The organism is uncultured Reyranella sp. (assembly GCF_945957355.1).
In the GTDB taxonomy this organism is placed as follows: domain Bacteria; phylum Pseudomonadota; class Alphaproteobacteria; order Reyranellales; family Reyranellaceae; genus Reyranella.
Genome location: NZ_CAMFKM010000002.1, coordinates 441,118 through 461,189 on the forward strand (window position 1 = coordinate 441,118; position 20,072 = coordinate 461,189).

The 20,072-nt window shown below is 67.1% G+C and carries 17 protein-coding genes and 1 tRNA gene; 7 read left to right on the forward strand and 11 right to left on the reverse strand.

Annotated elements, in window-relative coordinates:
* Positions 1-17: 17 nt before the first annotated feature.
* Positions 18-749 carry a hypothetical protein gene (locus Q0Q48_RS05185; RefSeq protein ID WP_295135006.1) on the reverse strand — a complete coding sequence of 244 codons (732 nt, stop codon included), beginning with the start codon at positions 747-749 and terminating at the stop codon, positions 18-20.
* Positions 750-1,074: 325 nt separating this feature from the next.
* On the opposite strand from Q0Q48_RS05185, the gene Q0Q48_RS05190 reads away from it, so the two are divergent.
* A tRNA-Arg gene (locus Q0Q48_RS05190) sits at positions 1,075-1,151 on the forward strand.
* A 318-nt stretch (positions 1,152-1,469) separates the two neighbouring features.
* Here the strand turns inward: Q0Q48_RS05190 and Q0Q48_RS05195 are convergent.
* From Q0Q48_RS05195 to Q0Q48_RS05210, 4 genes are all read right to left on the reverse strand, one after another.
* Positions 1,470-1,826 carry an Arm DNA-binding domain-containing protein gene (locus Q0Q48_RS05195; RefSeq protein ID WP_295135009.1) on the reverse strand — a complete coding sequence of 119 codons (357 nt, stop codon included), beginning with the start codon at positions 1,824-1,826 and terminating at the stop codon, positions 1,470-1,472.
* Positions 1,827-2,518: 692 nt separating this feature from the next.
* Complete coding sequence (locus Q0Q48_RS05200) at positions 2,519-3,640, reverse strand: ABC transporter permease (RefSeq protein ID WP_295135012.1); 1,122 nt, start codon at positions 3,638-3,640, stop codon at positions 2,519-2,521.
* Positions 3,641-3,643: 3 nt separating this feature from the next.
* Positions 3,644-6,346 (reverse strand): ribosome-associated ATPase/putative transporter RbbA, encoded by a 2,703-nt coding sequence (gene rbbA, locus Q0Q48_RS05205; RefSeq protein WP_295135016.1) that lies wholly within the window; start codon positions 6,344-6,346, stop codon positions 3,644-3,646.
* Positions 6,343-7,413, reverse strand: a complete 1,071-nt coding sequence (locus Q0Q48_RS05210) for an HlyD family efflux transporter periplasmic adaptor subunit (RefSeq protein WP_295135019.1) — start codon at positions 7,411-7,413, stop codon at positions 6,343-6,345. The genes rbbA and Q0Q48_RS05210 overlap by 4 nt, the downstream gene beginning before the upstream one ends.
* 174 nt (positions 7,414-7,587) lie before the next feature.
* On the opposite strand from Q0Q48_RS05210, the gene Q0Q48_RS05215 reads away from it, so the two are divergent.
* The 3 genes from Q0Q48_RS05215 to Q0Q48_RS05225 all read left to right on the forward strand — a co-directional run bounded on the left by Q0Q48_RS05215 (position 7,588) and on the right by Q0Q48_RS05225 (position 8,822).
* Complete coding sequence (locus tag Q0Q48_RS05215) at positions 7,588-8,106, forward strand: DUF2254 family protein (RefSeq protein WP_295135022.1); 519 nt, start codon at positions 7,588-7,590, stop codon at positions 8,104-8,106.
* 174 nt (positions 8,107-8,280) lie between these two features.
* Positions 8,281-8,469 (forward strand): hypothetical protein, encoded by a 189-nt coding sequence (locus Q0Q48_RS05220; protein ID WP_295135025.1) that lies wholly within the window; start codon positions 8,281-8,283, stop codon positions 8,467-8,469.
* Positions 8,470-8,474: 5 nt separating this feature from the next.
* Entirely contained in the window at positions 8,475-8,822 is a 348-nt protein-coding gene (locus Q0Q48_RS05225) for a DUF1622 domain-containing protein (RefSeq protein ID WP_295135028.1), read from the forward strand.
* Between the two features lie 18 nt (positions 8,823-8,840).
* Here Q0Q48_RS05225 and Q0Q48_RS05230 read toward each other — a convergent pair whose 3' ends face one another.
* Entirely contained in the window at positions 8,841-9,707 is an 867-nt protein-coding gene (locus Q0Q48_RS05230) for a class I SAM-dependent methyltransferase (RefSeq protein WP_295135031.1), read from the reverse strand.
* Between the two features lie 65 nt (positions 9,708-9,772).
* On the opposite strand from Q0Q48_RS05230, the gene Q0Q48_RS05235 reads away from it, so the two are divergent.
* Both Q0Q48_RS05235 and Q0Q48_RS05240 read left to right on the forward strand, forming a co-directional pair.
* Positions 9,773-10,990 carry a GDSL-type esterase/lipase family protein gene (locus Q0Q48_RS05235; RefSeq protein WP_295135034.1) on the forward strand — a complete coding sequence of 406 codons (1,218 nt, stop codon included), beginning with the start codon at positions 9,773-9,775 and terminating at the stop codon, positions 10,988-10,990.
* Positions 10,991-11,016: 26 nt separating this feature from the next.
* Positions 11,017-11,778 carry an SDR family oxidoreductase gene (locus Q0Q48_RS05240; RefSeq protein ID WP_295135037.1) on the forward strand — a complete coding sequence of 254 codons (762 nt, stop codon included), beginning with the start codon at positions 11,017-11,019 and terminating at the stop codon, positions 11,776-11,778.
* A gap of 24 nt (positions 11,779-11,802) precedes the next feature.
* Here the strand turns inward: Q0Q48_RS05240 and Q0Q48_RS05245 are convergent, their stop codons facing one another.
* Positions 11,803-12,672 carry a shikimate dehydrogenase gene (locus Q0Q48_RS05245; RefSeq protein ID WP_295135040.1) on the reverse strand — a complete coding sequence of 290 codons (870 nt, stop codon included), beginning with the start codon at positions 12,670-12,672 and terminating at the stop codon, positions 11,803-11,805.
* Between the two features lie 69 nt (positions 12,673-12,741).
* Complete coding sequence (locus Q0Q48_RS05250; RefSeq protein WP_366915268.1) at positions 12,742-13,224, reverse strand: peroxiredoxin; 483 nt, start codon at positions 13,222-13,224, stop codon at positions 12,742-12,744.
* A 165-nt stretch (positions 13,225-13,389) separates the two neighbouring features.
* Here Q0Q48_RS05250 and Q0Q48_RS05255 point away from each other — a divergent pair, with 165 nt between their 5' ends.
* Entirely contained in the window at positions 13,390-13,986 is a 597-nt protein-coding gene (locus Q0Q48_RS05255) for a YqgE/AlgH family protein (RefSeq protein ID WP_295135043.1), read from the forward strand.
* A 229-nt stretch (positions 13,987-14,215) separates the two neighbouring features.
* Here Q0Q48_RS05255 and Q0Q48_RS05260 read toward each other — a convergent pair whose 3' ends face one another.
* From Q0Q48_RS05260 to Q0Q48_RS05270, 3 genes are all read right to left on the reverse strand, one after another.
* Positions 14,216-17,737 (reverse strand): indolepyruvate ferredoxin oxidoreductase family protein, encoded by a 3,522-nt coding sequence (locus Q0Q48_RS05260; protein WP_295135046.1) that lies wholly within the window; start codon positions 17,735-17,737, stop codon positions 14,216-14,218.
* A gap of 129 nt (positions 17,738-17,866) precedes the next feature.
* Positions 17,867-18,343 carry a tetratricopeptide repeat protein gene (locus tag Q0Q48_RS05265; RefSeq protein WP_295135049.1) on the reverse strand — a complete coding sequence of 159 codons (477 nt, stop codon included), beginning with the start codon at positions 18,341-18,343 and terminating at the stop codon, positions 17,867-17,869.
* A 61-nt stretch (positions 18,344-18,404) separates the two neighbouring features.
* Positions 18,405-20,072, reverse strand: coding sequence for an adenylate/guanylate cyclase domain-containing protein (locus Q0Q48_RS05270; protein WP_295135052.1), 1,668 nt, complete (start codon positions 20,070-20,072; stop codon positions 18,405-18,407).

A 20,072-nucleotide genomic window follows, 5' to 3' on the forward strand; every position in this document is an offset into this window, starting at 1 on the left:
TACGCCCAAGCGCGGGGCTACTGAAGCGGGACGGGCCGCCGGGTCGGCTGCGACGGGGCAGCTCCGCCCGGTCCACCGACGGGCGCGCCGAGGCGGCCGATGTTCACGTTGTAGGACAGGGCGGCCAGGTTGGTGCGCTCGCGGCCGAGGAACGTGTTCTCGCGGGCGATCTCGGCGTTGAGATCGGCGATCAGCCGGTCGATCTGCTGCATCGAGCGTCGCGTCTCGCTCTCGATGGCGCGCAGGCTGCGATGATCGGCATCGGTCGCGCCGCCCACCATCAGGGCAAGGCGCACGTTCTCGAGCAGGTAGCCCGCCACCGAGGCCTGGGTCGTCACCTGGCTGGCCAGCGAATTCAGCGTGCCGACGCCCAGGGTCACGGCGTCGAGCCTGCCCTGCGCGGCGTTCCACTGGTTCACGAGGTCCGGGTTGCCCGGAGTCGTGCCGGCCTGAAGGCGCGAGGTGATACCGCTCACCAGGCCGGAATAGGTGCGCGCGTCGGTGGCCAGCTGTGCCCGGGTCGTGTTGAACTGGCCCTGCTGGGCGGCGATGCCGCTGTTGAGCGCGGCCTGGTCGCTGCGCAGCTGCTCGATGGTCTTGCGGACCGTCTGCGTGCCGGTCTGGGTGATGGCGGGATTGGTATTCGACGGAGGGGGGCTGCCGGCCGGTGCGAAGACGCTGCCCTCTGTGCATCCGCCGAGGACGATCGCTGCCAGGAGAAGCGCGGATCGTGGAACTCTTAGCGCCATCTTCGGCCTCGAACCCGCCCCCGGTATCATCGTTCTGGTGCTCCGATGCGGCACCCGCACGAAACAGGCCCGACTCGGGGCACATGCCCCAAAACCAGATGGCAGTCATGCCGATTGAAAGCAAGCAAAACCGACCGGCTTTTTCCCAACCAGTTGAACGACTTGGCGTTGTCGCGCCTTCGGCGCCGGGGCGGTTTCGCGGCCTGTTCGAGGGGTGGGGCGGCGCCCGGTCGCAGCCCATGATGCCCCGTCGACTCGGCTTGCATCGCCGGAACAGTTTCACTAGTGTGCGCCCTCTTCGCCGGACCCCTCGGGGCTCGGCCGTGCGCCCGTAGCTCAACTGGATAGAGCATCTGACTACGAATCAGAAGGCTGGAGGTTCGACTCCTTCCGGGCGCGCCATTTCTCCTAACAAGAAAGCCTCGAAAGACGGGGCTTTCTTGTTGTCCGATTTTTTCCTCTAAATTGCTGTAGCTGTTCGGGCGGATCCGGGGACCCACCAGGGACCCACCGTGTATTCAGCAATTTGCAACACCACTACGCGACCCTCATGCTAGCTGCATGGCCCGCAACCAGAAGCGCCGCAGGCTAGGTCTGCTCTAGCGTAATTGTAGAGGGAGCGAATTCTAATGGCTAGCCCGCGTCAGATCAGGACGCTCGGTAATGTAAAGGTCGCACCAGTTGCGCGACGGGCAGCTGTGGTTTCTGGGCCACTGGCATTTAAGATGCGCAGACTTCGTGCAGCCCAACAGAAGGAAGTCGGCCTCGAAGTTTTGACATTTCCGCTTCTAGCTTCAGTTCTCGCAGGTGGGTTCCCCCCGCCGCGACATGCCCCGCAAGCTGCTGGGCCAGCGTGCGTGCCTGCTCCAGCGTGATCTTTCCGTAGCGCCCAATCGTGTGCCGCTTCTTGCTGGCTGAACGCCCGCCACCAGGGCGGTAGCTGAAAATGAAGGTCTTGGCCCCGGAGCTGCGAATTCTCACGCCAAACCCCGGCGGGGAGGTATCCCACAAATACACATCTTTCGCGGAGGGCTGGACGCTATCGATTTGCTGTTTGGTGAGCTTCTTGGACTTCATTTTGGGCCTTCATGGGACCCACGGGGGACCCACCACAGAAGAATGTTCCTGCCTGTGGAGGTATCATCATGACGCCAGAACGCCAATAAAATAAACGTTTTAGGGACGTGTTGGTATGAGAGAGAACCGGGCGGAATGGCAAAATCTTTAACTACGAATCAGAAGGCTGGAGGTTCGACTCCTTCCGGGCGCGCCATTTCTCTTCAATGACCTAGCAGCCCAACAGCCCCTTCCGGGGGAGCGTTGGTCGCTTCCTGGTCGCGGTAAGGATTGCTGGCCGCACCGAAGATACTCTTCGGTCCATGGCCCCATGGAACTTCGAGTGCTTCGATGGCCGGCGTATCTTCTGGCGTCCGCGAAGCCACGCCGATCGCTGCAGGCGATGACGTCACGTGAGGAACCAGGCAGGAGGCCTGGCCTTCCGTTGGATGCGTCCGAGTCCCGTCCAACAAACGAAATAAACGAAATAAGCGAAACAAATGAAACGAAGGTCGCACCCCCTTACACAGGAGGTTCCGGCACTCGATATTGTGTGCCTCCCGATTGGCGCCTCAGGATCTGGTTGATGTCCTCGGGTCTTGCCCCTCCTGGCGGGAGCGTTTCAGGCCTGCCGGCTCGGTCGCCAATCGGCCCTTTCCGGGGCCACCCGATCGCTCCTCTGGTCGCAGGAGTGCCCGTGCCCCGCGCTGCGGCTAGGCCGTCTCGCCGACGGCCTTGCGGAAGCGGGCGAGGGCCATGGTGAACAGGAGAAGGCCGATGACGGCCAGCGCGATGAACTGAGGCCACACCGTCTCGAACCCGGCGCCGCGGAAGAGGATCGCCTGGGCGAGCATGATGAAGTGCGTCGTCGGGGCCGCCAGCATCAGGTACTGCACGATCTCGGGCATGCTCTCGCGCGGCGTCGTGCCGCCCGACAGCATCTCCAGGGGCAGGAGCACGAGGATGAGCAGCAGCCCGAACTGCGGCATGGATCGCGCGACGGTCGCCAGGAACACGCCGAGCGACGTGGTGGCGAAGAGGTGCACGGCGGCGCCGGCCAGGAACAGGGCGACCGAGCCCTGCAGCGGCACGGCGAGCAGCCCCTGCACGACGAGCAGCAGCGAAAGCGCGCAGGCTGTCAGCACCACCAGCGCCATCGACCAGATCTTGCCCGCCATGATCTCGAGCGGCGTGACGGGCATGACCAGGAGATGCTCGATGGTGCCGTGCTCGCGCTCTCGGATCAGCGCCGCTCCGGTCAGGATGATCGACAGCATGGTGACGTTGTTGACGACCTCGATCACCGACCCGAACCAGGAGATGGTGAGCGACGGGTTGAAGCGCGCGCGCAAGGTAAGCTCGACGGATGCCGGGACATTGGCGCGGTAGCGCCGGACGAAGGCATCGATTTCGCTGGCCACGATGCTCTGGACATAGCCGGCGCCGGTGAAGGCCTGGCTCATGCGCGTGGCATCGACATTGAGCTGGATGGTCGGCCGGCGACCGGCCAGCAGGTCCCTTTGGAATTCGGGCGGGATGTCGAGGGCGAAGGTGTCGATCCCGGCATCCATGCGGTGGTCCATCTCGGGCTGCGCGATCATCGAGGGCGGCATGAAGAAGGGCGGGAAGAAGGCGTCGGCGATGCGGGCGGAGAGCGGCGATCGGTCCTCGTCGACGATGGCGATCGCCGCCTTGTTGAGCTGCTCGGGCATGGCCGTCGATGCGCTGTAGATCGAGAAGGTGAAGGCGAAGACGATCAGCGCCAGCATCGCAGGATCGCGGGCAAGCCCGCGCAATTCCTTGAGTCCGAGAAGCAGGATGTTGGCGGCGCGCATCGGTCAGGCTTCCTGCTTGCGCAGCAGGGCGGCGCTCAGGCCAACCAGCAGCGGTGCGGCGATCAGCAGCGGCACGAACGATGCCTGCAGATCACCGAACCCCAGCGCCTTGGAGAAGGTCCCGCGCGCGATCGTCAGGAAATGCGTCATCGGATAGGCCTGTCCGATCGCTGCACCGATGCCCTGCAGCGACGATACCGGGTCGATCATGCCGGAGAATTCCATCGCCGGAATCATCGTGCCGATGGTCGTGCCGAAGATCGCCGCCGATTGGCTGCGCATGAAGGTCGAGAACAGCAGGCCGATGGAGGTGGCGGCGAGGATGTAGAGAAACGCGCCGCCGGCCAGGGCCGCGAAGCTGCCCTTGAAGGGCACGCCGAAGGCGGTCACGGCGAGCAGGGTCAGCAGCAGGAAGTTCACCATGCCGAGGACGACGTAGGGAAACTGCTTGCCGATCAGGAACTCGAGCCGGGTGACCGGGGTGACGTAGAAGTTGACGAGCGAGCCCAGCTCCTTCTCGCGCACGATGCTGAGCGTCGTCAGCATGGCGGGGATCAGGAGCAGCAGCATCGGGATGACGGCCGGAACCATGGCCACCAGGCTGCGGATGTCGGGATTGTAGCGGAACCGGACTTCGAGATTGGCCAGCGGCAAGGCCAGCGACGTGCCGGCCAGCCATTTCGCATGCATGCCCTGGACGTAGCTCCGGGCGGTCTCGGCGCGCGACGGCATGGCGCCGTCCAGCCAGGCGCCGATTTCGACCGTGCGTCCGCGGGCAATGTCGCGCGCGAAGTTGGGGGGAATCTCGATGGCGAGGCTGAGCTCGCCGGAGCGCATGCGGCGATCGAGATCGTCGTAGTCCTGGAGCGGCGGGCGCTGGATGAAATAGCGCGAACCCGCAATGTTGAGGGCATAGTCGCGGCTCGTCGTCGTGCCGTCGCGGTCGAGCACGGCGAAGGTCAGATCCTCGACGTCCATGTTGATGCCGTAGCCGATGACGAACATCAGGATGACGCTGCCGAGCAGGGCAAGCGTGGCGCGGATCGGATCGCGCATGAGCTCGATCGCTTCGCGACGCGAGTAGGCCAGCAGGCGCCGCAGTTCAAACGAGCGACCGGGCGGGGGCGTCGATGCTTCCGGACGTACCGGCGGCGCGACGTCCGTCGCCGTGGCGTCGCCCGCGGCATCCTGCAGCCAGCCGACGAAGGCTTCCTCCAGCGTGGCGACGCCGCGCCGGGCGACGAGAGCGGCCGGGCTGTCGCTGACCAGCACGCGCCCGGCATGCATCAGCGACACGCGATCGCAGCGTTCGGCCTCGTTCATCAGATGGGTCGAGATGAAGATGGTGACCCGCTCGCGGCGCGCCAGGTCGATCAACATCCGCCAGATGGCGTCGCGGGCGAGCGGATCGACGCCGGACGTGGGTTCGTCGAGGATCAGCAGGGTGGGTTTGTGGATCACCGCCACGGCGAGCGACAAACGCTGCCTCTGGCCGAACGGCAAGGTCGGGGGCAGGGCGTCCAGCACGTCGAGCAGTTCGAAACGTTCGGCGACCTCCTGGACGCGACCCGCGATCGTCTCCTTGGGCAGGTGGAACAGGCGGGCATGGAGTTCGAGGTTCTCCCGTACGGTCAGCTCGCTGTAGAGGGAGAAGGACTGCGACATGTAGCCGACGCGACGGCGGGTCTCGAAGTCCTGGGCGTCGACCGGTTGGCCGAACAGCCGGGCCTCGCCCTCGCTGGCCGGAAGCAGGCCGGTCAGCATCTTCATGGTCGTGGTCTTGCCGCAGCCGTTGGACCCCAGAAATCCGAAGATCTCGCCCCGCGCGATGCGCAGGTCGACATGGTCGACGGCGACGAAATCGCCGAAGCGCCTGGTCAGGCCGTGCACCTCGATGGCCACCTCGGCATCGTGCCCGTTGTCGGGAGGCGACGTCTCGACCGGCTGATGGTCGCGGCCGCGCTCGCCGGGCAGCAGGGCGATGAAGGCCGCCTCGAGCGATGTGGTGCCGGTGCGCGCGAGCAGATCGAGCGGGCTGCCGGTCGCGATCACGCGCCCCGAATCCATTGCCACCAGCCAATCGAAACGGGCCGCCTCCTCCATGTAGGCGGTCGCCACGATGACGCTCATGCCGGGCCGCGCCGCGCGGATACGGGCAATCAGGTCCCAGAACTGGCGGCGCGACAGCGGATCGATGCCAGTCGTCGGTTCGTCGAGGATGAGGAGGTCGGGATCGTGAATGAGGGCGCAGCACAGGCCGAGCTTCTGCTTCATGCCGCCCGACAGCTTGCCGGCGGGACGATCGACGAACGGCGCCAGGCCGGTGGCCCGCGTCAGCTCGTCGATGCGTCGCTTGCGCTCGCGCCGGCCATGGCCGAACAGGCGACCGAAGAAGTCGATGTTCTCTGCCACCGTGAGGGTGGCGTAGAGGTTTCGCCCCAGCCCCTGAGGCATGTAGGCGATTCGCGCGCAGGCGCGGCGGCGATGCCGGCCGCTCGCCATGTTGCCGCCCAGTACCTCGATGCTCCCGGCCTGCAGGTGGCGCGCGCCGGCCACCAGCGCGAGCAGGCTCGACTTGCCGACGCCGTCCGGACCGATCAGGCCGACGATGCTTCCGGCCGGCAGCTCGAGGTCGATGGCCTCCAGGGCCGTCACCCTGCCGTAGCGAAGGCCGATGCCGCGCAGCCGGGCGACGGGGTCGGTCATGGTGGAAGCTTCACCGCCAGGTTGGCCGGCCAATCGACCCTGGGATCGGTCCGGACGTAGGCGACGCCCGGCAATCCGGTCTTCACCTGGTCGAGGTTCTTGCTGAGCAGGGCCGGATCGATATTGGCCTTGATGCGGAACATCAGCTTCAAGCGCTCGACGGTCGTTTCGACACTCTTTGGCGTGAACTGCGCCACGTCCGCCACGAAGGTGACGCGGGCCGGCAGGACGAATTGCGGGGCGGTGTCGAGGATCAGCCGCACCTCGCTGCCGATGGCGATGCGGCCGGCCGCCTCCGTCGGCAGGAAGAACGTCATGTAGACGTCTGAAAGGTCGACCATGTTCAGGACCCTGCCGCCCGCCGCGAGGACCTCGCCGGGCTGGGCGACGCGATATTGCACGCGCCCGTCGCGCGGTGCCTTGAGCGCGCTGTCGTCGATGTCGGCCTGGATCCTGTCGATCGTGGCAAGCGCCGCCTCGTAGGCCGCCTGGGCGCCCACGACCTGGGAGTCGGCGGTTCCGATGGCGGCGTCGGCCGCAGCGACCTGCGCTTCGGCGGCGGCGAGCGCGGCCTTGGCGCCGTCATGACGCGCGCGATCGTCATCGAGAACCTGCTGTGCGGTGGCGCCCTTCGGCGCCAGCTCCTCCGAGCGCGCCACGCGCCGGCGCGCCGCGTCGACCTCGGTGCGGCGCTGCGTCACCAGGGCGAGCGCCGCGCGTTTCTCGGCCTGGCGCTGCGTCACCCGCGAGCGTGCCGTGTCGATTTCAATCCGCGCCTGTTCGAGAATCGCCTTTACCTCGCGGAGCTGGGACCGCAGCACCCGCGTGTCCATGTTCGCGAGCACCTGGCCAACCCGCACGAAATCGCCCTCGTTGACCAGGATGTCCTCGACCCGCCCCGGCAGCTTGGTCGAGACGTCGATGTCGACGGCCTCGATCCTGCCGTTGCCACTGGCGAAGCCGGGCGGCAGCGACGGCGCACGAAGCCATTGCCAAGCCGCATATGCTGCGCCCGCGACGAGCACGACGAGGACGATCCTCGACAGCCAGGCTTGCGACACGGTCATGCGGGTTCGGAGGCTCGGTTTATGGAGGCGCGATTAGGACATCTTTGCGCCATTCACCACGTTGATCTGGATCAACGATCGGGCGGCGAATTGGTCCCTCGCGGGCCTGCGAGGAGTACCGCTCCTTTGACAACGATCAAGTCGCGTGCCGGCCCTGCAGGCTAACGATGCAGCATGGGAGGTATTCTGGGAATCGCGGAGACCGCCATCCGGCCGGAGCGCACGATGCGCCAGGACCCGATGTCCGCCTTCCGCATCATGGTGGACGTGGCGTCGCGCGCTCTTTCGCCGGCCGTCAACGATCCAACCACGGCCGTGCTGGCGCTCGACCAGATCCACCGGCTGCTGCGCTACGCAGGCCAGAAGAACCTCGCCAACGCGCGGGTGTACGATTCACGCGGGACACTGCGGCTGGTTTTCCCCACGCCTGACTGGGACGACATCGTCGACCTGGCCGTGACCGAGGTGCGCCAGTACGGCGCCACCAGCACCCAGGTCGTTCGCCGTCTGCGGGCGATGCTCGAACATCTCGTCCACCGGCTGCCGGCGGCGCGTGTGCCGGCGTTGCAGAGTGAGCTGGCGTTGCTCGAGGAGACCGTTGCCCGCGCCTTCCCCGAGCCCGAGGATCGCCGGCGCGCGAACAAGGGCGATCTGCAAGGGCTCGGCGGATCGTCGGGGCGGTCGGACAGCTAGGCCGGCCCGGCGCCGCAACTTGACATAAGTCAAGGCATGTCGGCCTCCCGCCGCTACGGTCCCAACTCCGCTACTCGGGATCGCGCCATGAAACGAGGCAAGCCCAGATCGCCCCAGGCTGCGGCGCGAGCCTACCCCAGGCTCATTCACAGGACGGACCGCCTGGAGGTCTGGTTGATTCAGGGCGGCAGAACGATCGAGCGCATAGGATCCGTGGGCATACCGCTCGCCCGCGACGCCCTGCGCCATGGGGAGGATGTGGTGGCGGAACTGTTCGACGAAGCGCGGCGCACGCTCGAGCGGCGCCAGGCGGTCCGGCGGCTCGCCGCTCGTTCGCCGAGGACGACACGCGGGGTGGCATGATGCCGATGGCCATCGACGTGCTGGCCTCCACGGCGGGCCACATCGTGGAACTGATTGGCGTCCTCATTCTGTTGGCCGGCGCCCTCATCGCAATCATCGCGTGCCTGGTCCGCCTCCGACGCGGGGCGACCCTGCACGATGCCTATCACGGGCTGAGGGCCGATCTCGGGCGATCCATGTTGCTCGGCCTGGAATTCCTCGTCATCGCCGACATCATCGGCACAGTGGCCGTGGAGCCGACCTTGCACAATCTTGCCGTCCTCGCGGCGATCGTCGCGATCCGCACCCTGCTCAGCTTCGCGCTCGAGCTCGAGGTCAGCGGACGCTGGCCGTGGCAAAAGGGCGAAAAATAGTTCGCGCTTGATCTCGGCTCAATTCTTCTGGCCGCCATCGCGGCGCAACCAAAAGCAGCCGCCATGCTGTTCGACGTCTTCGAAATGTCGACCCTCGAAGATCGCTGCCACTGACGGCCGGAAGGCCGGACTGCCAAAGACGAGGCTGTTTGGGAGGAGGATCTCGTCGGCGCCGCCACCGCCCATCAGGTAGCTCATCAGCAGGTACTGCTCGTTGAAGAAACGGGCGCTCCAGGCGTCGGGATAGTCATAGGGAAAGAAGATGTCGTGCAGGCCCCAGATGATGCCGGGCGCGAGCACCGGCAGGATCTCCATGAAGAAGACCGTGACGTCGGAATTCTGGAAGGACCGGTGCGAGTTGTCGACGAACAGTGCTGCATCGCCCGGCAGATCGGCGAAGAAGTTCGTGGCGATCTCTTCGCACGGACGGCGGATCACCTCATCGCAGATCGCATCGATATCGCGTCGAGGCTGCGGATCGATCGAAACGATCCGGGTGCGCAAGCCATGATCCTCGATCGCACGTCGGGCGAACTTGGTCGAATTACCCGAGCCGATCTCGATATAGATCGAAGGATTGTGCCGGGCGAGCAGGCCGTAGAGCGACACGGCATCGAGGCCGGGAAAGGACCCGTTTATCCAGCGAGGAGTCCGATCTTCGTTGGGGGCGCGTGCCGGGATCTTCTCGAACCACGGGCGGAGGCTTGCGAAATGCGCGAGCAGCGCCTCGTAGTCATCGGCGGATTCATGGGCCTTCCGCGCCAGCGCCTGGACGCCGGGCGCCTTGCTCCAGTCCCGCTGACGGGGAAGGTAACCGTAGTCGAAAACCACGCGCCGGCGGCGGCCGGATCGCGTTGCGTCCAGCAACCATTGGAAGAGAGCCATGGCGCCGTATTGGCATAAAGCTCCAGCCTGTCCAAATGGCGGGCGCCGGCTTAGACTTGCGGCGCGTGTCCAGTCTCCTTCGCGTCGCCGGCCTCCTGGGCCTCCTCGTCGTTGCCGGCGCAACGATTTGGTTTTTTCGAATAGATGAGCTGAAGGTCGCGGGACCGCGGACGGATTATTTCCTCTATCTCGCGGCGCTGCTCGTCCTCGTGATCGGGCTGGCGCGCTGGCCGCGCGTCTCGGGGACGCTGCTGGTGCTGGCCTGCATCGAACTCGCCTGGGGGCTGGGCTCGTGGGCCCTGGCGCCGCCGGGCTCGCCATCGCTGCTGCCGCCGGTCGCCGCCGAGCCGGCGCGCTTCCAGTGGCATCCGCTGCTCCAGGCCGTACCGGCGCCAGGTCTCGCCTTCACCAGTTCGACGGGACTCGCCATCCGCCATTCTTCCGAGGGCACGCGCGGTCGCGATCCCGATCCGGCCCGGCTGGCCGACAGCGGCGTGGTGGCGACCTTCGGCGGATCGGCGACCTACGACATCGGCAACGGCGAGGGCGACACCTGGCCCGACCGGCTGGACGAGGCGTTGCGCGACGACGGGCTGGTCGTCGTCAATCACGGCGTGCCGGGCTACACGACGGCCGAGCACGTGCTGCAAACGGCGTTCTATCCCGAGAAGTTCGGCAAGGCGCCGCGCTGCGCCGTCTACTTCGTGGGCTGGAACGACCTGCGCAATGCGCACATCCCCGACCTGGACGCGGGCTATGCCGACTTCCACATGCCGAGCCAGGTCGACTCCCTGAAGGTGCGGCGCATCGGCGGCTCCAACGTCACGATCTCGCCGCTGCTCACGGTGCTCGCCCGTCTCGTGGCCGCCGAGATCGACACGGTGCGCTATGCCAAGGACCCGTACGCGCTGCCGCCCGCCGGCGGGCCCGATCCGGCGGCCGCGTCGATCTTCGAGCGCAACGTCCGCACGATCTCCGCCATCAACCGGGCGCGCGGTACGCCGACGGTCTGGGTCGGGCAGGTCGTCAACCGCGACCGCCTGAAAGGCGATGGCCTCTACGGCTGGCTGCCGCGCGTCCGCGATCGCGATCTCCCAGTGTTGCTGCAGCAGTCGAACGCGTTGCTGGAGCGGACGGCGCGGGCGTTGGGCGATACCTATGTCGCCTTGCCGCCCGATGCGTTCGGTCCGGCCGACTTCGTCGACGAGGGACACTTCTCCGCCGCGGGTGCGCGCCGCTTCGCGGCGCTGCTGGCGCCGGTCGTGCGCGAGGCTTGCCGCTAGTCGTGCAGGATTCTACTGCTGTCGGCATGACTTCCCCGTCCCGCGTGATCCTCATCACCGGTGCCTCCTCGGGCATCGGCGCCGCAACCGCCCGCGCACTGGCCGCGCCCGACACAGCGCTGGCCCTGCATGCGCGACGCAACCGTGCGGGACTCGAGCGGGTCGCGGGCTTTGCCGCCGGTGCCGGTGCGCAGACCTTGATCCTCGAAGGTGACCTTGCCGTCTCCGGCACGGCGGCGCGTCTCGTCGACGAGACCGTGAAGGCGTTCGGCCATCTCGATGTGATCGTGAGCAATGCCGGATTCGCGAACCGCACGCCGGTCGGCGAACTCGATCGTGCGGCCTGGGACGCCAGCCAGAACGCCATGACCGGGGCCTTCTTCGAACTGGCGACAGCGGCCAAGCCATGGCTGGTCAAGGCCGGGACGGCGGGCCGCCTGGTCGGCGTCTCGTCCTTCGTCGCCCATGCTTTCGCGCGCGGCCTCATGACCTTTCCGGCCTCGGCCGCGGCCAAGGCCGGCGTCGAGGCTTTCGCCAAGGCCTTTGCCGTCGATATCGCCGCTTCTGGGGCCACGGTGAACTGCGTTGCCCCGGGCTTCATCGAGAAGGATCCGGACGCCCATGCCGCCGTGCCGCGCGCCGGCATGGAGAAGGTGACGCAGTCGATCCCGATGGGTCGCTACGGCAAGCCCGCGGAAGTGGCGGCCCTGATCGCCTTCCTCTGTTCGCCGGCCGCCGGCTACATCACCGGCCAGACGCTGCACGTGAACGGCGGCGTCACGTTGTAGACCGAGTGGAGCTCGGCCTAAGACTTACCCGATCGAACGCACCAGGCGGGTGATGTCGATGCCCTTGGCATCGATGCCGAACCAGTCGAGATAGAGTGGCACCTGGTGGTCGAGCGTGTGCCGGCCATGATGAATGCGCCGTCCGTGGGTGCGGGCCCGCTTCAGCAGCGGGGTTTCGGCGGGGCTCATGATCACGTCGGCCACCACGACGTCGGGATCGAGCGTCATGGGGTCGAAGGCTTGCGGATCGTCGGCGCGCAAACCCAGGGGCGTCGCGTTGATCGCGATATGGATTCCCTTGGGCGGCGACCGGACCTCCGCGACAGGCACGTCGGGATAATGGCTCAGCAGCCGGTCGATCGCCTTGGCGGCGCGCGCTTCCTGTATCTCGGTGACCAGGAGGCGGCCGACACCGGCCTCGCACAGCGCGGCGGCAATGGCGCCGCCGGCGCCACCCAGGCCAACCAGCCAGACGCTGGCGCCCTTCACGCGATGGCCCTGCGCCTCCAGTCCGTGCACGAAGCCCAGGCCATCGACATTGTCGCCCGCCAGCACCCCGTCGGGGTCGCGGCGCACCAGGTTGACGCTGCCGGCCGCCGTCGCGCGAGGCGTGGCGCGACCCAGCAGGTCGAGCATGGTGGTCTTGTGCGGGATGGTGACGGTGAAGCCACCGAGGTTGCGCATCTTGGCCAGCGCGTCGAGCATCAGCGGCAGGAGTTCGGGGCCGCCTTCGAAGGGCAGCCAGACGGCATTGACGCCAGTGGCGGCGAAGACCTGCGGCATCACGCCGGTCAGGCGCAGCTGGCGGATGGGATCGCCGATCGTGCCATAGAGGCGCGTGGCGCCGTTGACCTGGAACAAGCCGTTGAAGAGCTGCGGATCTGTCGGGTTCATGGCACCCCAAAGGAAAACGGCGGAGCCTGCGCTCCGCCGTCCGATCTTGGCCGTGCGCGGCGCGCAGGGCTAGAGATTCTTCAGCACGTGCTCGGCCGAGGAAACCTCGAACGCACCCGGCTTCTCGACGAACAGTTGCTTGATGGTGCCGTCCTCGACAACCATGGCATAGCGCTGGCTGCGCGTGCCGAGACCGAACTTCGAGCCGTCCATCGTCAGGCCCATCGCCTGCGTGAATTCAGCGTTGCCGTCGCCCAGCATCATGACCTTGTCGCCCGCCTTCTGGTCCTTGCCCCAGGCGCCCATGACGAAGGCATCGTTGACGGAGATGCAGGCGATCGTGTCGACGCCCTTGGCCTTCAGCTTGTCGAACTCGGTGACGAAACCCGGAACGTGCTTGGCCGAGCAGGTCGGGGTGAAGGCACCCGGCAGCGCGAAGGCGACGACCTTCTTGCCCGGCGCGAAAAGTTCCTCGGTGGTCACGGCCTTGGGGCCCTCCGGGCCCAGCATGCGCAGCGTGGCGCTGGGGACTTTGTCTCCGACTTTCGCCATTATTAGCTCCTCCAATACGCCGCCAATCGCGGCCTTTACGAACTGCCGGACCCTAGGCCGGGGTGGGCTTTTTGTCCATGGAAGGCCCGTCATTCGCCAAGCGGCGGGCCCCGGTCCTTGATCTTTGGCCGGACAATCCCCATGGATATAGGAGATCATTACGCCATGCCCGGGCCCAGCTCTCCTTCCGACACGTTGGTCGGCCGCTTCCTGGTCGCCGCGCCGTCCATGCCGGACGAGCGCTTCCAGAAGAGCGTCGTCTTCATCTGCAAGCACGATGACGACGGTGCGCTTGGAATCATCGTGAACAACAAGGTCGACGACCTGCCGCTCGGCCAGGTCTACAAGCAGCTCGGCATCGAGGTGCCCAAGACGGCCGCCGACCTGCCGGTGTTGTTCGGCGGCCCGGTCGAGACCTCGCGCGGGCTCGTGCTGCATTCGGCCGACTACAAGCGCGACGAGACCCTGTTGATCGACGGCGGCATGGCGCTCACGGCTTCGCTCGAGATCCTGAGGGATATGGCCGTGGGCACGGGACCCAAGAATGCCTGGTTGGCCCTGGGCCATTCCGGATGGGCGCCGGGCCAGCTCGACCGCGAGATGCAGGACAATGCCTGGCTGGTTGTCGACGGCGATGCCGAGCTGGTGTTCGACGCCGATTTCGCCGCCAAGTGGCAGCGCGCCCTCGACCGGCTGGGCCGCGGCCTGCCGGGCGGCAAGTTCGACCTCGCCTCCTTCTCTTCCCAGGCCGGTCGCGCCTGACGTCTTCGTCGTCCTCTACATGCATTACGGTGCATGAGGTGTGCGTTCTCGCGTCTGGATTGTGCTTACCTTCCCCAGGCGAACGGGCTTATAGCGGCAGGTACGTCGACCGCCTGCCTCCCTTCGCGGACGACGGTGCGTACCGGGACGTCCGCGTTCCTTCCCCAACCCCAAACAGGGAATGCGGGCGTCCCGTCTTCGCGTCGTCGGCTTCTTGCTCGGCGTCGCGTTACTCCGCAGCGATCGACTGGGTGGCAGGGCTGCTGTAGGTAGCGAGCAGCGAGGCTTCGCGCTCCTTCGCGATCTTCACGTTCTTCTCCTTCACGTGACCGAAGCCGCGCATCGTTTCCGGCACGGACGCGATCTGGACCGCGAGGGCGTGATTGTCCTGGCCGAGTGTGGCCAGCAGCGTCTCGACCGTGGTTTCGTACTCGCCGATCAGGCGGCGCTCCACGCGCCGCTCTTCGCTGTAGCCGAAGATGTCGAACCGGCCGCCGCGCAGCCGCTTCAGCGAGGCGAGGAAACGGAAGGCCGGCATCATCCAGCCGCCGAACTCGCTCTTCTTCAGTTCGCCAGTCACCGGATCGCGATCGGCGAACAGGGGCGGGGCGAGGTGGAAGGTGACCTTGTAATTGCCCTCGAACTGCTGGCGCAGCTTCCTGTGGAATTCGCCGTCGCTGTAGAGACGGGCGACTTCGTACTCGTCCTTGTAAGCCATCAGCTTGTAGAGCGACTTGGCCACCGCCTCGGCGAGGCCGCGGCGCCCGGGCGCCTTTTCCTTCTCGACCCTGGCCACCTTGTCGACCAGCGCGCGGTAGCGCTCGGCATAGGCCCTGTCCTGGTAGGTGGTCAGCAACTCGACACGCTTCGACACGATCTCGGCCAGCGTGCGCGCCACCGGCTTCTCGATGCGCAGCGCAGGCTTGGCGGCCGCCTGCACGGCGGCGAGATTGTGCGCGGCGAGGCGGCCCCAGTTGAAGGTGCGCTTGCTGCTCTCGACCGCGACGCCGTTCAGCTCGATGGCGCGCATGAGCGCCTCGAACGACAGCGGCACCAGGCCCTTCTGCCAGGCATGGCCCAGCATGAAGAGGTTGGTGGCGATCGAATCGCCCAGGATCGCGGTGGCGAGGCCGGTGCCGTCGACGAACGAGGTCGCCTCGTCGCCCGCGGCATCGCGGATCGCCTTCATCATCGACTCGGCGCCGAGATCCATGTCGCCGTTCATCACGAAGGCCGCGACCGGCTGGACGTAGCCATTGATCACGGCCTTGGTCACGCCCTGCTCGATGCGCGACAGCGCGGCCGGAGAGGCGGCTACGACCATGTCGCAGCCCAGCACCAGGTTGGCGCCGCCGGCGGCGATGCGCACGGCGTGGAGGTCTTCCGGCCTGGGCGCGAGGCGCACATGGCTCATCACCGCGCCGTTCTTCTGCGCAAGGCCTGTGAAGTCGAGCACCGTGCAGCCCTTGCCTTCGAGGTGGGCGGCCATGCCGATCAGCGCGCCGACGGTGATCACGCCGGTGCCGCCGATGCCGGTCACCAGGATGCCGTAGGCCTCGCTCAGCGGCCGCAGGGTCGGCATCGGCAGCGACGCGAACGGGTCTTCCTTCACCATCTCGAGCTTGCGCGGGCGAGCCTTGGCGGGAACGCCGCCATGCACCGACACGAAGCTCGGGCAGAAGCCGTTCACGCAGGAGAAGTCCTTGTTGCAATTGCTCTGGTCGATCTGGCGCTTGCGGCCGAGCTCGGTCTCGAGCGGCTTCACCGACACGCAGTTGCTCTTCTCCGAGCAATCGCCGCAGCCTTCGCAGACAGCGTCGTTGATGAACACGCGGCGGTCCGGGTCGGGGAAGGTGCCGCGCTTGCGGCGGCGGCGCTTCTCGGCGGCGCAGGTCTGGTCGTAGACGAGCACGGTGAGGCCGGGGACCTCGCGCAGCTCGCGCTGCACGGCGTCGAGCTCGTCGCGATGGCGGATGGTGACGCCGTGCGCGAAGCCGGCGTTCATCGGATACTTGTCCGGCTCGTCGGTGACGACGACGACCTTCTTGGCGCCCTCGGCCTCGACCTGCCGCGTGATCTCCGGAACGGTGAGCGGCCCGTCGTGCGGCTGGCCGCCGGTCATCGCGACCGCGTCGTTGAACAGGATCTTGTAGGTGATGTTGACGCCAGCGGCGGCCGACTGGCGGATCGCCATCAGGCCGGAATGGTAATAGGTGCCGTCACCCAGGTTCTGGAAGATGTGATTGTCGGAGTGGAACGGCGCCTGGCCGATCCAGCCCACGCCTTCGCCGCCCATGTGGGAGATCAGCGAGGTGCGGCGCTCGGGCATCCAGATCGCCATGCCGTGGCAGCCGATGCCGGCCATGGCGCGGCTGCCCTCGGGCACCTTGGTCGAGGTGTTGTGCGGGCAGCCCGAGCAGAAGAACGGCGTGCGCGCCACCTTGGGCGGCGGCGCCGACAAGAGCTTCTCCTTGGCTTCGAGGCGCGCGAGACGCTGGCGCAGCTCGGGCGATTCGCCCTCGTGCTTCATCAGGCGGCCGGCGATCACCATGGCGACGCCGGTCGGGGTCAGCTCGCCTTCGCTCGGCAGGATGATGCGGCCGCTCTCGTCGGCCTTGCCGATCACCACCGGCCGGCGGTCGGCCGGCAGGTGATAGAGGATGCGCAGGAGCTGGTCCTCGAGGTTCGAGCGCTTCTCCTCGACGACGATCACTTCCTGCAGGCCCTCGGCGAAGCGGCGCGCACCTTCCGCTTCGAGCGGCCAGGTCACGCCGACCTTGTAGAGGCGGATGCCAAGCGCCCGGGCGCGGGCATCGTCGATGCCGAGATCCTCCAGCGCCTGGCGCGTGTCGAGATAGGCCTTGCCCGTCGTCATGATTCCGATGCGGGCCTTGGTGCCGGTCTCGGTCGGCTCGATCACGGTGCGGTCGAAGCCATTGGCGCGCACGAAGGCGGCGACCGCCGCCATCTTCGGTCCGTGCAGGCGCTTTTCGGCCTCCAGCGGCGGATCGGGATTGCGGATGCCGAGCCCGCCCGGCGGCAGCTGGAAGTCGGTCGGCATCGCGATCTGGATGCGCTCGGGATCGATCCAGACCGAGGCGCCGCTCTCGACCGTCTCGGAGATCGCCTTGAAGCCGACCCAGCAGCCCGAGTAGCGCGACAGGGCGAAGCCCAGGATGCCGTAGTCGAGATACTCCTGGACGGTTGCCGGATTGACGACCGGGATCATCGCCGCGGCAAAGACCTGCTCGCTCTGGTGCGGCAGCGTCGAGGACTGGCAGCCATGATCGTCGCCGGCCAGCGCGATCACGCCGCCATGCGGTGAGGTGCCGGCCGCATTGCCGTGCTTCAGCACGTCCATCGAGCGGTCGACGCCGGGGCCCTTGCCGTACCAAATCGAGAAGACGCCATCGACCTTGGCGCCCGGGAACAGGTTGGTCTGCTGGGTGCCCCACACCGCCGTCGCCGCGAGATCCTCGTTGAGGCCGGGCTGGAAGTGGATGTTGTTCTCTTTCAGGTACCGCTTCGCGCCCCACAGCGCGTTGTCGTACATGCCGAGCGGCGAGCCGCGATAGCCGGAGATGAATCCGCCGGTGTTCAGACCGGCCGCGAGGTCGCGCTGGCGCTGCATCATGGGAAGTCGGACCAGCGCCTGGATGCCGGTCATGTAGACGCGGCCCTTGCCGAGCCGGTAGCGGTCCTCGAGGGCGTAGTCGCCGAAGACGAGAGGAACGGGGGTGATGGTGCTCATCGCGGGAGCCCTCCGATGCGGCGGCGTGAACGGGCGTTTATTCGCCGCAGCATAGCGGGCCAAGTGGCCGGCGCAAAAGCCCATCGCGGCGAGGCGGCGGCTTGAATTTCGCCGGGTCGCGGATCTTCGCTAGTTCGTCGTCGGACGCTTGCCCGCCTTGTAGTCGGCGATGGCGGCCTTGAGCTGGCGGTACTCGGCGCAGCCGAAGGTGCAGAGCGAGTCGAGGCGGGCGAGCTGCTGTTCGGCCTCCGGCAGGCGGCCCAGCATCAGGTAGGCCTCGCCGAGATATTCGTAGGCGCCGATGTGGCGGGAATCGATGGAAAGCGCCTGCTGGTAGTATTGCAGCGAGCCGTTGGGATCGCCCGACTTGCGTGTGGCGAACCCCATCAGATTGTAGGCGTCGGCATTCTTGGGATCCTTCGCCACGACCTGCTGCAGGAGCGGCAGGGCGCCCTTGTAGTCCCGTGCCTCGATCATTGCCTTGGCACGCGCGTAGTTGGCGTCGACCGGCTTGGCCGGCTCCGCGGTTCCGCCCGCCGCCCGCGCGGGCAGGGACGGGCCAACGGTCATCACGGCCAGTGCGGCAGCAAGGAAAAGGGAACGCATTGTGTTTCCTCCTGAAGATCACGGGATTGTCGTCTCACTCGCCCGTGGGACAACGAAATTCTCATGACATTGCCGTGAGTTCGCCGGCCTTTGCGACGGCCCGCACGGCGAGCCTTCCCTGGCGGCCACGGATCTCGACCTCGTGGCGTGGTGCCTCGCCGAGATCGATGCCGGCGCGATCGAGCAGCTCCTGCGACACGACGAGTTCGACGCCAAACTCCTTGGTGAGCGATTCAAGCCGGCTCGCGGTGTTGACCGTGTCGCCGATCGCGGTGATCTGGGCGGCCCGCGCATAGCCCATCTCGCCTACGATTGCGGGCCCGGCATGAATGCCGATGCCGATGCGCAGCGGCAGGTCGAGATCGCCGGACATCGCTTCGTTGAGGTCGGCGAGGGCCAGTGCCATGCGGCGCGCTGCATCGAGTGCCTGGCGACAGGCGATCTCGGGGTCCTTGTTGAGGCCGAAGATCGCCATCACCCCATCGCCGATGAACTTGTCGAGACGCCCCCCGGCCGCCTCGACGGCTTGCCCCGTGGCGCGGAAGTAGCGATTGAGCAGGAACACGACGTCATAGGGAAGCTTGCCCTCGGAGATCGTCGTAAAGCCGCGGATGTCGGCGAACAGCACGGCGATGTAGCGCTCGCCGCCATGCGCCTGCGGCTGGCGGCGATAGGCTTCGACCGGGCCGGCGGCGGCCGGCAGCAGCAGCGCCACCCGGTAGCGCCCGGGCGGGGGCCGCAGCTGGCAGGCGAGGCGCACGTTTGCCGGGGCGCCGATGCGCGCCAGCACCTTCGCCTCCTCGGGCGAGGCGGGCGGCAGCCGGTGTCGGTCGTCGCCGGCGATGCGCACGCGGCAGGTCGAGCAACGGCCGCGACCGCCGCAGACAGAGGCGTGGGGAATGCCGGCGACGCGGCTCATCTCGAGGATCGAGAGGCCGGCGGGCTGGGTCACGCTGCGGCGGTCGCCATAGTCGAGCCGAACCACGCCGGCGCGCCGTTCCCAGAGATCGCGCAAGGGCCGGGCGGCGATCGCCACCGCGAGCAGGGCCAGCGCCGTGTACTCAAGGCCGGCGGCGATCGAATAGAGATGGTTGATCTGCTCGGGGGCTGGAATGTGCGCGCGCTCGAACAGGCCTTCGAGGAAGCCGGGGCGTTGCGCCAGCTCGGTGACGTCGCGCAGCGCGACCCCGGCTCCGGCGAGGCTCGCAGCAGGGATCAGGAGTGCGAGGCCGTAGAAGAGCGGCAGCCAGTCGCGATACCAGGGCTTGAGGCGCAGCGCGAAGTGCAGGCCGATGCAGCCATGCATCCAGACGACGAGCGGCAGGGAGAACTGTCTCAGGACGCCGGTCCAGCTGCCGGCGACGAGCGTGCCGAGCACCCAGGGGTATCCAGACTGGACGTCGTAGAGATCCGCCGCGAGGCGCGTGCCGGCGACATGGATCGCCCCCAGCGGAATGATGGCGGCGCCCAGGATCCACTGCGTCCATTCCCAGCGCGACAGTTTCAGCGCGCGCCGCCGGTACAGCGACCACAAGGCGAGCAGGAAGTGAGCCAGCAGCGATCCGTAGAGCAGGATCTGTCCCGCGGGATTGCTCCAGGCGAGCGTGAACCAGTGGCGTCCTTCCTCGAGGACGCGCAACGAGACGAGGCCGAGCGCGTGATTGAGGAGATGGGTGACGACGTAGAAGAAGAGGACGTAGCCCGACCAGAGGCGCAGCCGTCCGGTCAT

Bases quoted from the DNA above. Each gene is read 5' to 3' on its own strand.
- Q0Q48_RS05195 (WP_295135009.1), bottom strand. From the start codon at position 1,826: ATGAAGTCCAAGAAGCTCACCAAACAGCAAATCGATAGCGTCCAGCCC.
- Q0Q48_RS05210 (WP_295135019.1), bottom strand. From the start codon at position 7,413: ATGACCGTGTCGCAAGCCTGGCTGTCGAGGATCGTCCTCGTCGTGCTC.
- Q0Q48_RS05270 (WP_295135052.1), bottom strand. From the start codon at position 20,072: ATGACCGGACGGCTGCGCCTCTGGTCGGGCTACGTCCTCTTCTTCTAC.
- Q0Q48_RS05225 (WP_295135028.1), top strand. From the start codon at position 8,475: ATGGCCATCGACGTGCTGGCCTCCACGGCGGGCCACATCGTGGAACTG.
- Q0Q48_RS05260 (WP_295135046.1), bottom strand. From the start codon at position 17,737: ATGAGCACCATCACCCCCGTTCCTCTCGTCTTCGGCGACTACGCCCTC.
- Q0Q48_RS05200 (WP_295135012.1), bottom strand. From the start codon at position 3,640: ATGCGCGCCGCCAACATCCTGCTTCTCGGACTCAAGGAATTGCGCGGG.
- Q0Q48_RS05255 (WP_295135043.1), top strand. From the start codon at position 13,390: ATGCCCGGGCCCAGCTCTCCTTCCGACACGTTGGTCGGCCGCTTCCTG.
- Q0Q48_RS05265 (WP_295135049.1), bottom strand. From the start codon at position 18,343: ATGCGTTCCCTTTTCCTTGCTGCCGCACTGGCCGTGATGACCGTTGGC.
- Q0Q48_RS05185 (WP_295135006.1), bottom strand. From the start codon at position 749: ATGGCGCTAAGAGTTCCACGATCCGCGCTTCTCCTGGCAGCGATCGTC.
- Q0Q48_RS05240 (WP_295135037.1), top strand. From the start codon at position 11,017: ATGACTTCCCCGTCCCGCGTGATCCTCATCACCGGTGCCTCCTCGGGC.
- Q0Q48_RS05230 (WP_295135031.1), bottom strand. From the start codon at position 9,707: ATGGCTCTCTTCCAATGGTTGCTGGACGCAACGCGATCCGGCCGCCGC.
- Q0Q48_RS05215 (WP_295135022.1), top strand. From the start codon at position 7,588: ATGGGAGGTATTCTGGGAATCGCGGAGACCGCCATCCGGCCGGAGCGC.
- Q0Q48_RS05250 (WP_366915268.1), bottom strand. From the start codon at position 13,224: ATGGCGAAAGTCGGAGACAAAGTCCCCAGCGCCACGCTGCGCATGCTG.
- rbbA (WP_295135016.1), bottom strand. From the start codon at position 6,346: ATGACCGACCCCGTCGCCCGGCTGCGCGGCATCGGCCTTCGCTACGGC.
- Q0Q48_RS05245 (WP_295135040.1), bottom strand. From the start codon at position 12,672: ATGAACCCGACAGATCCGCAGCTCTTCAACGGCTTGTTCCAGGTCAAC.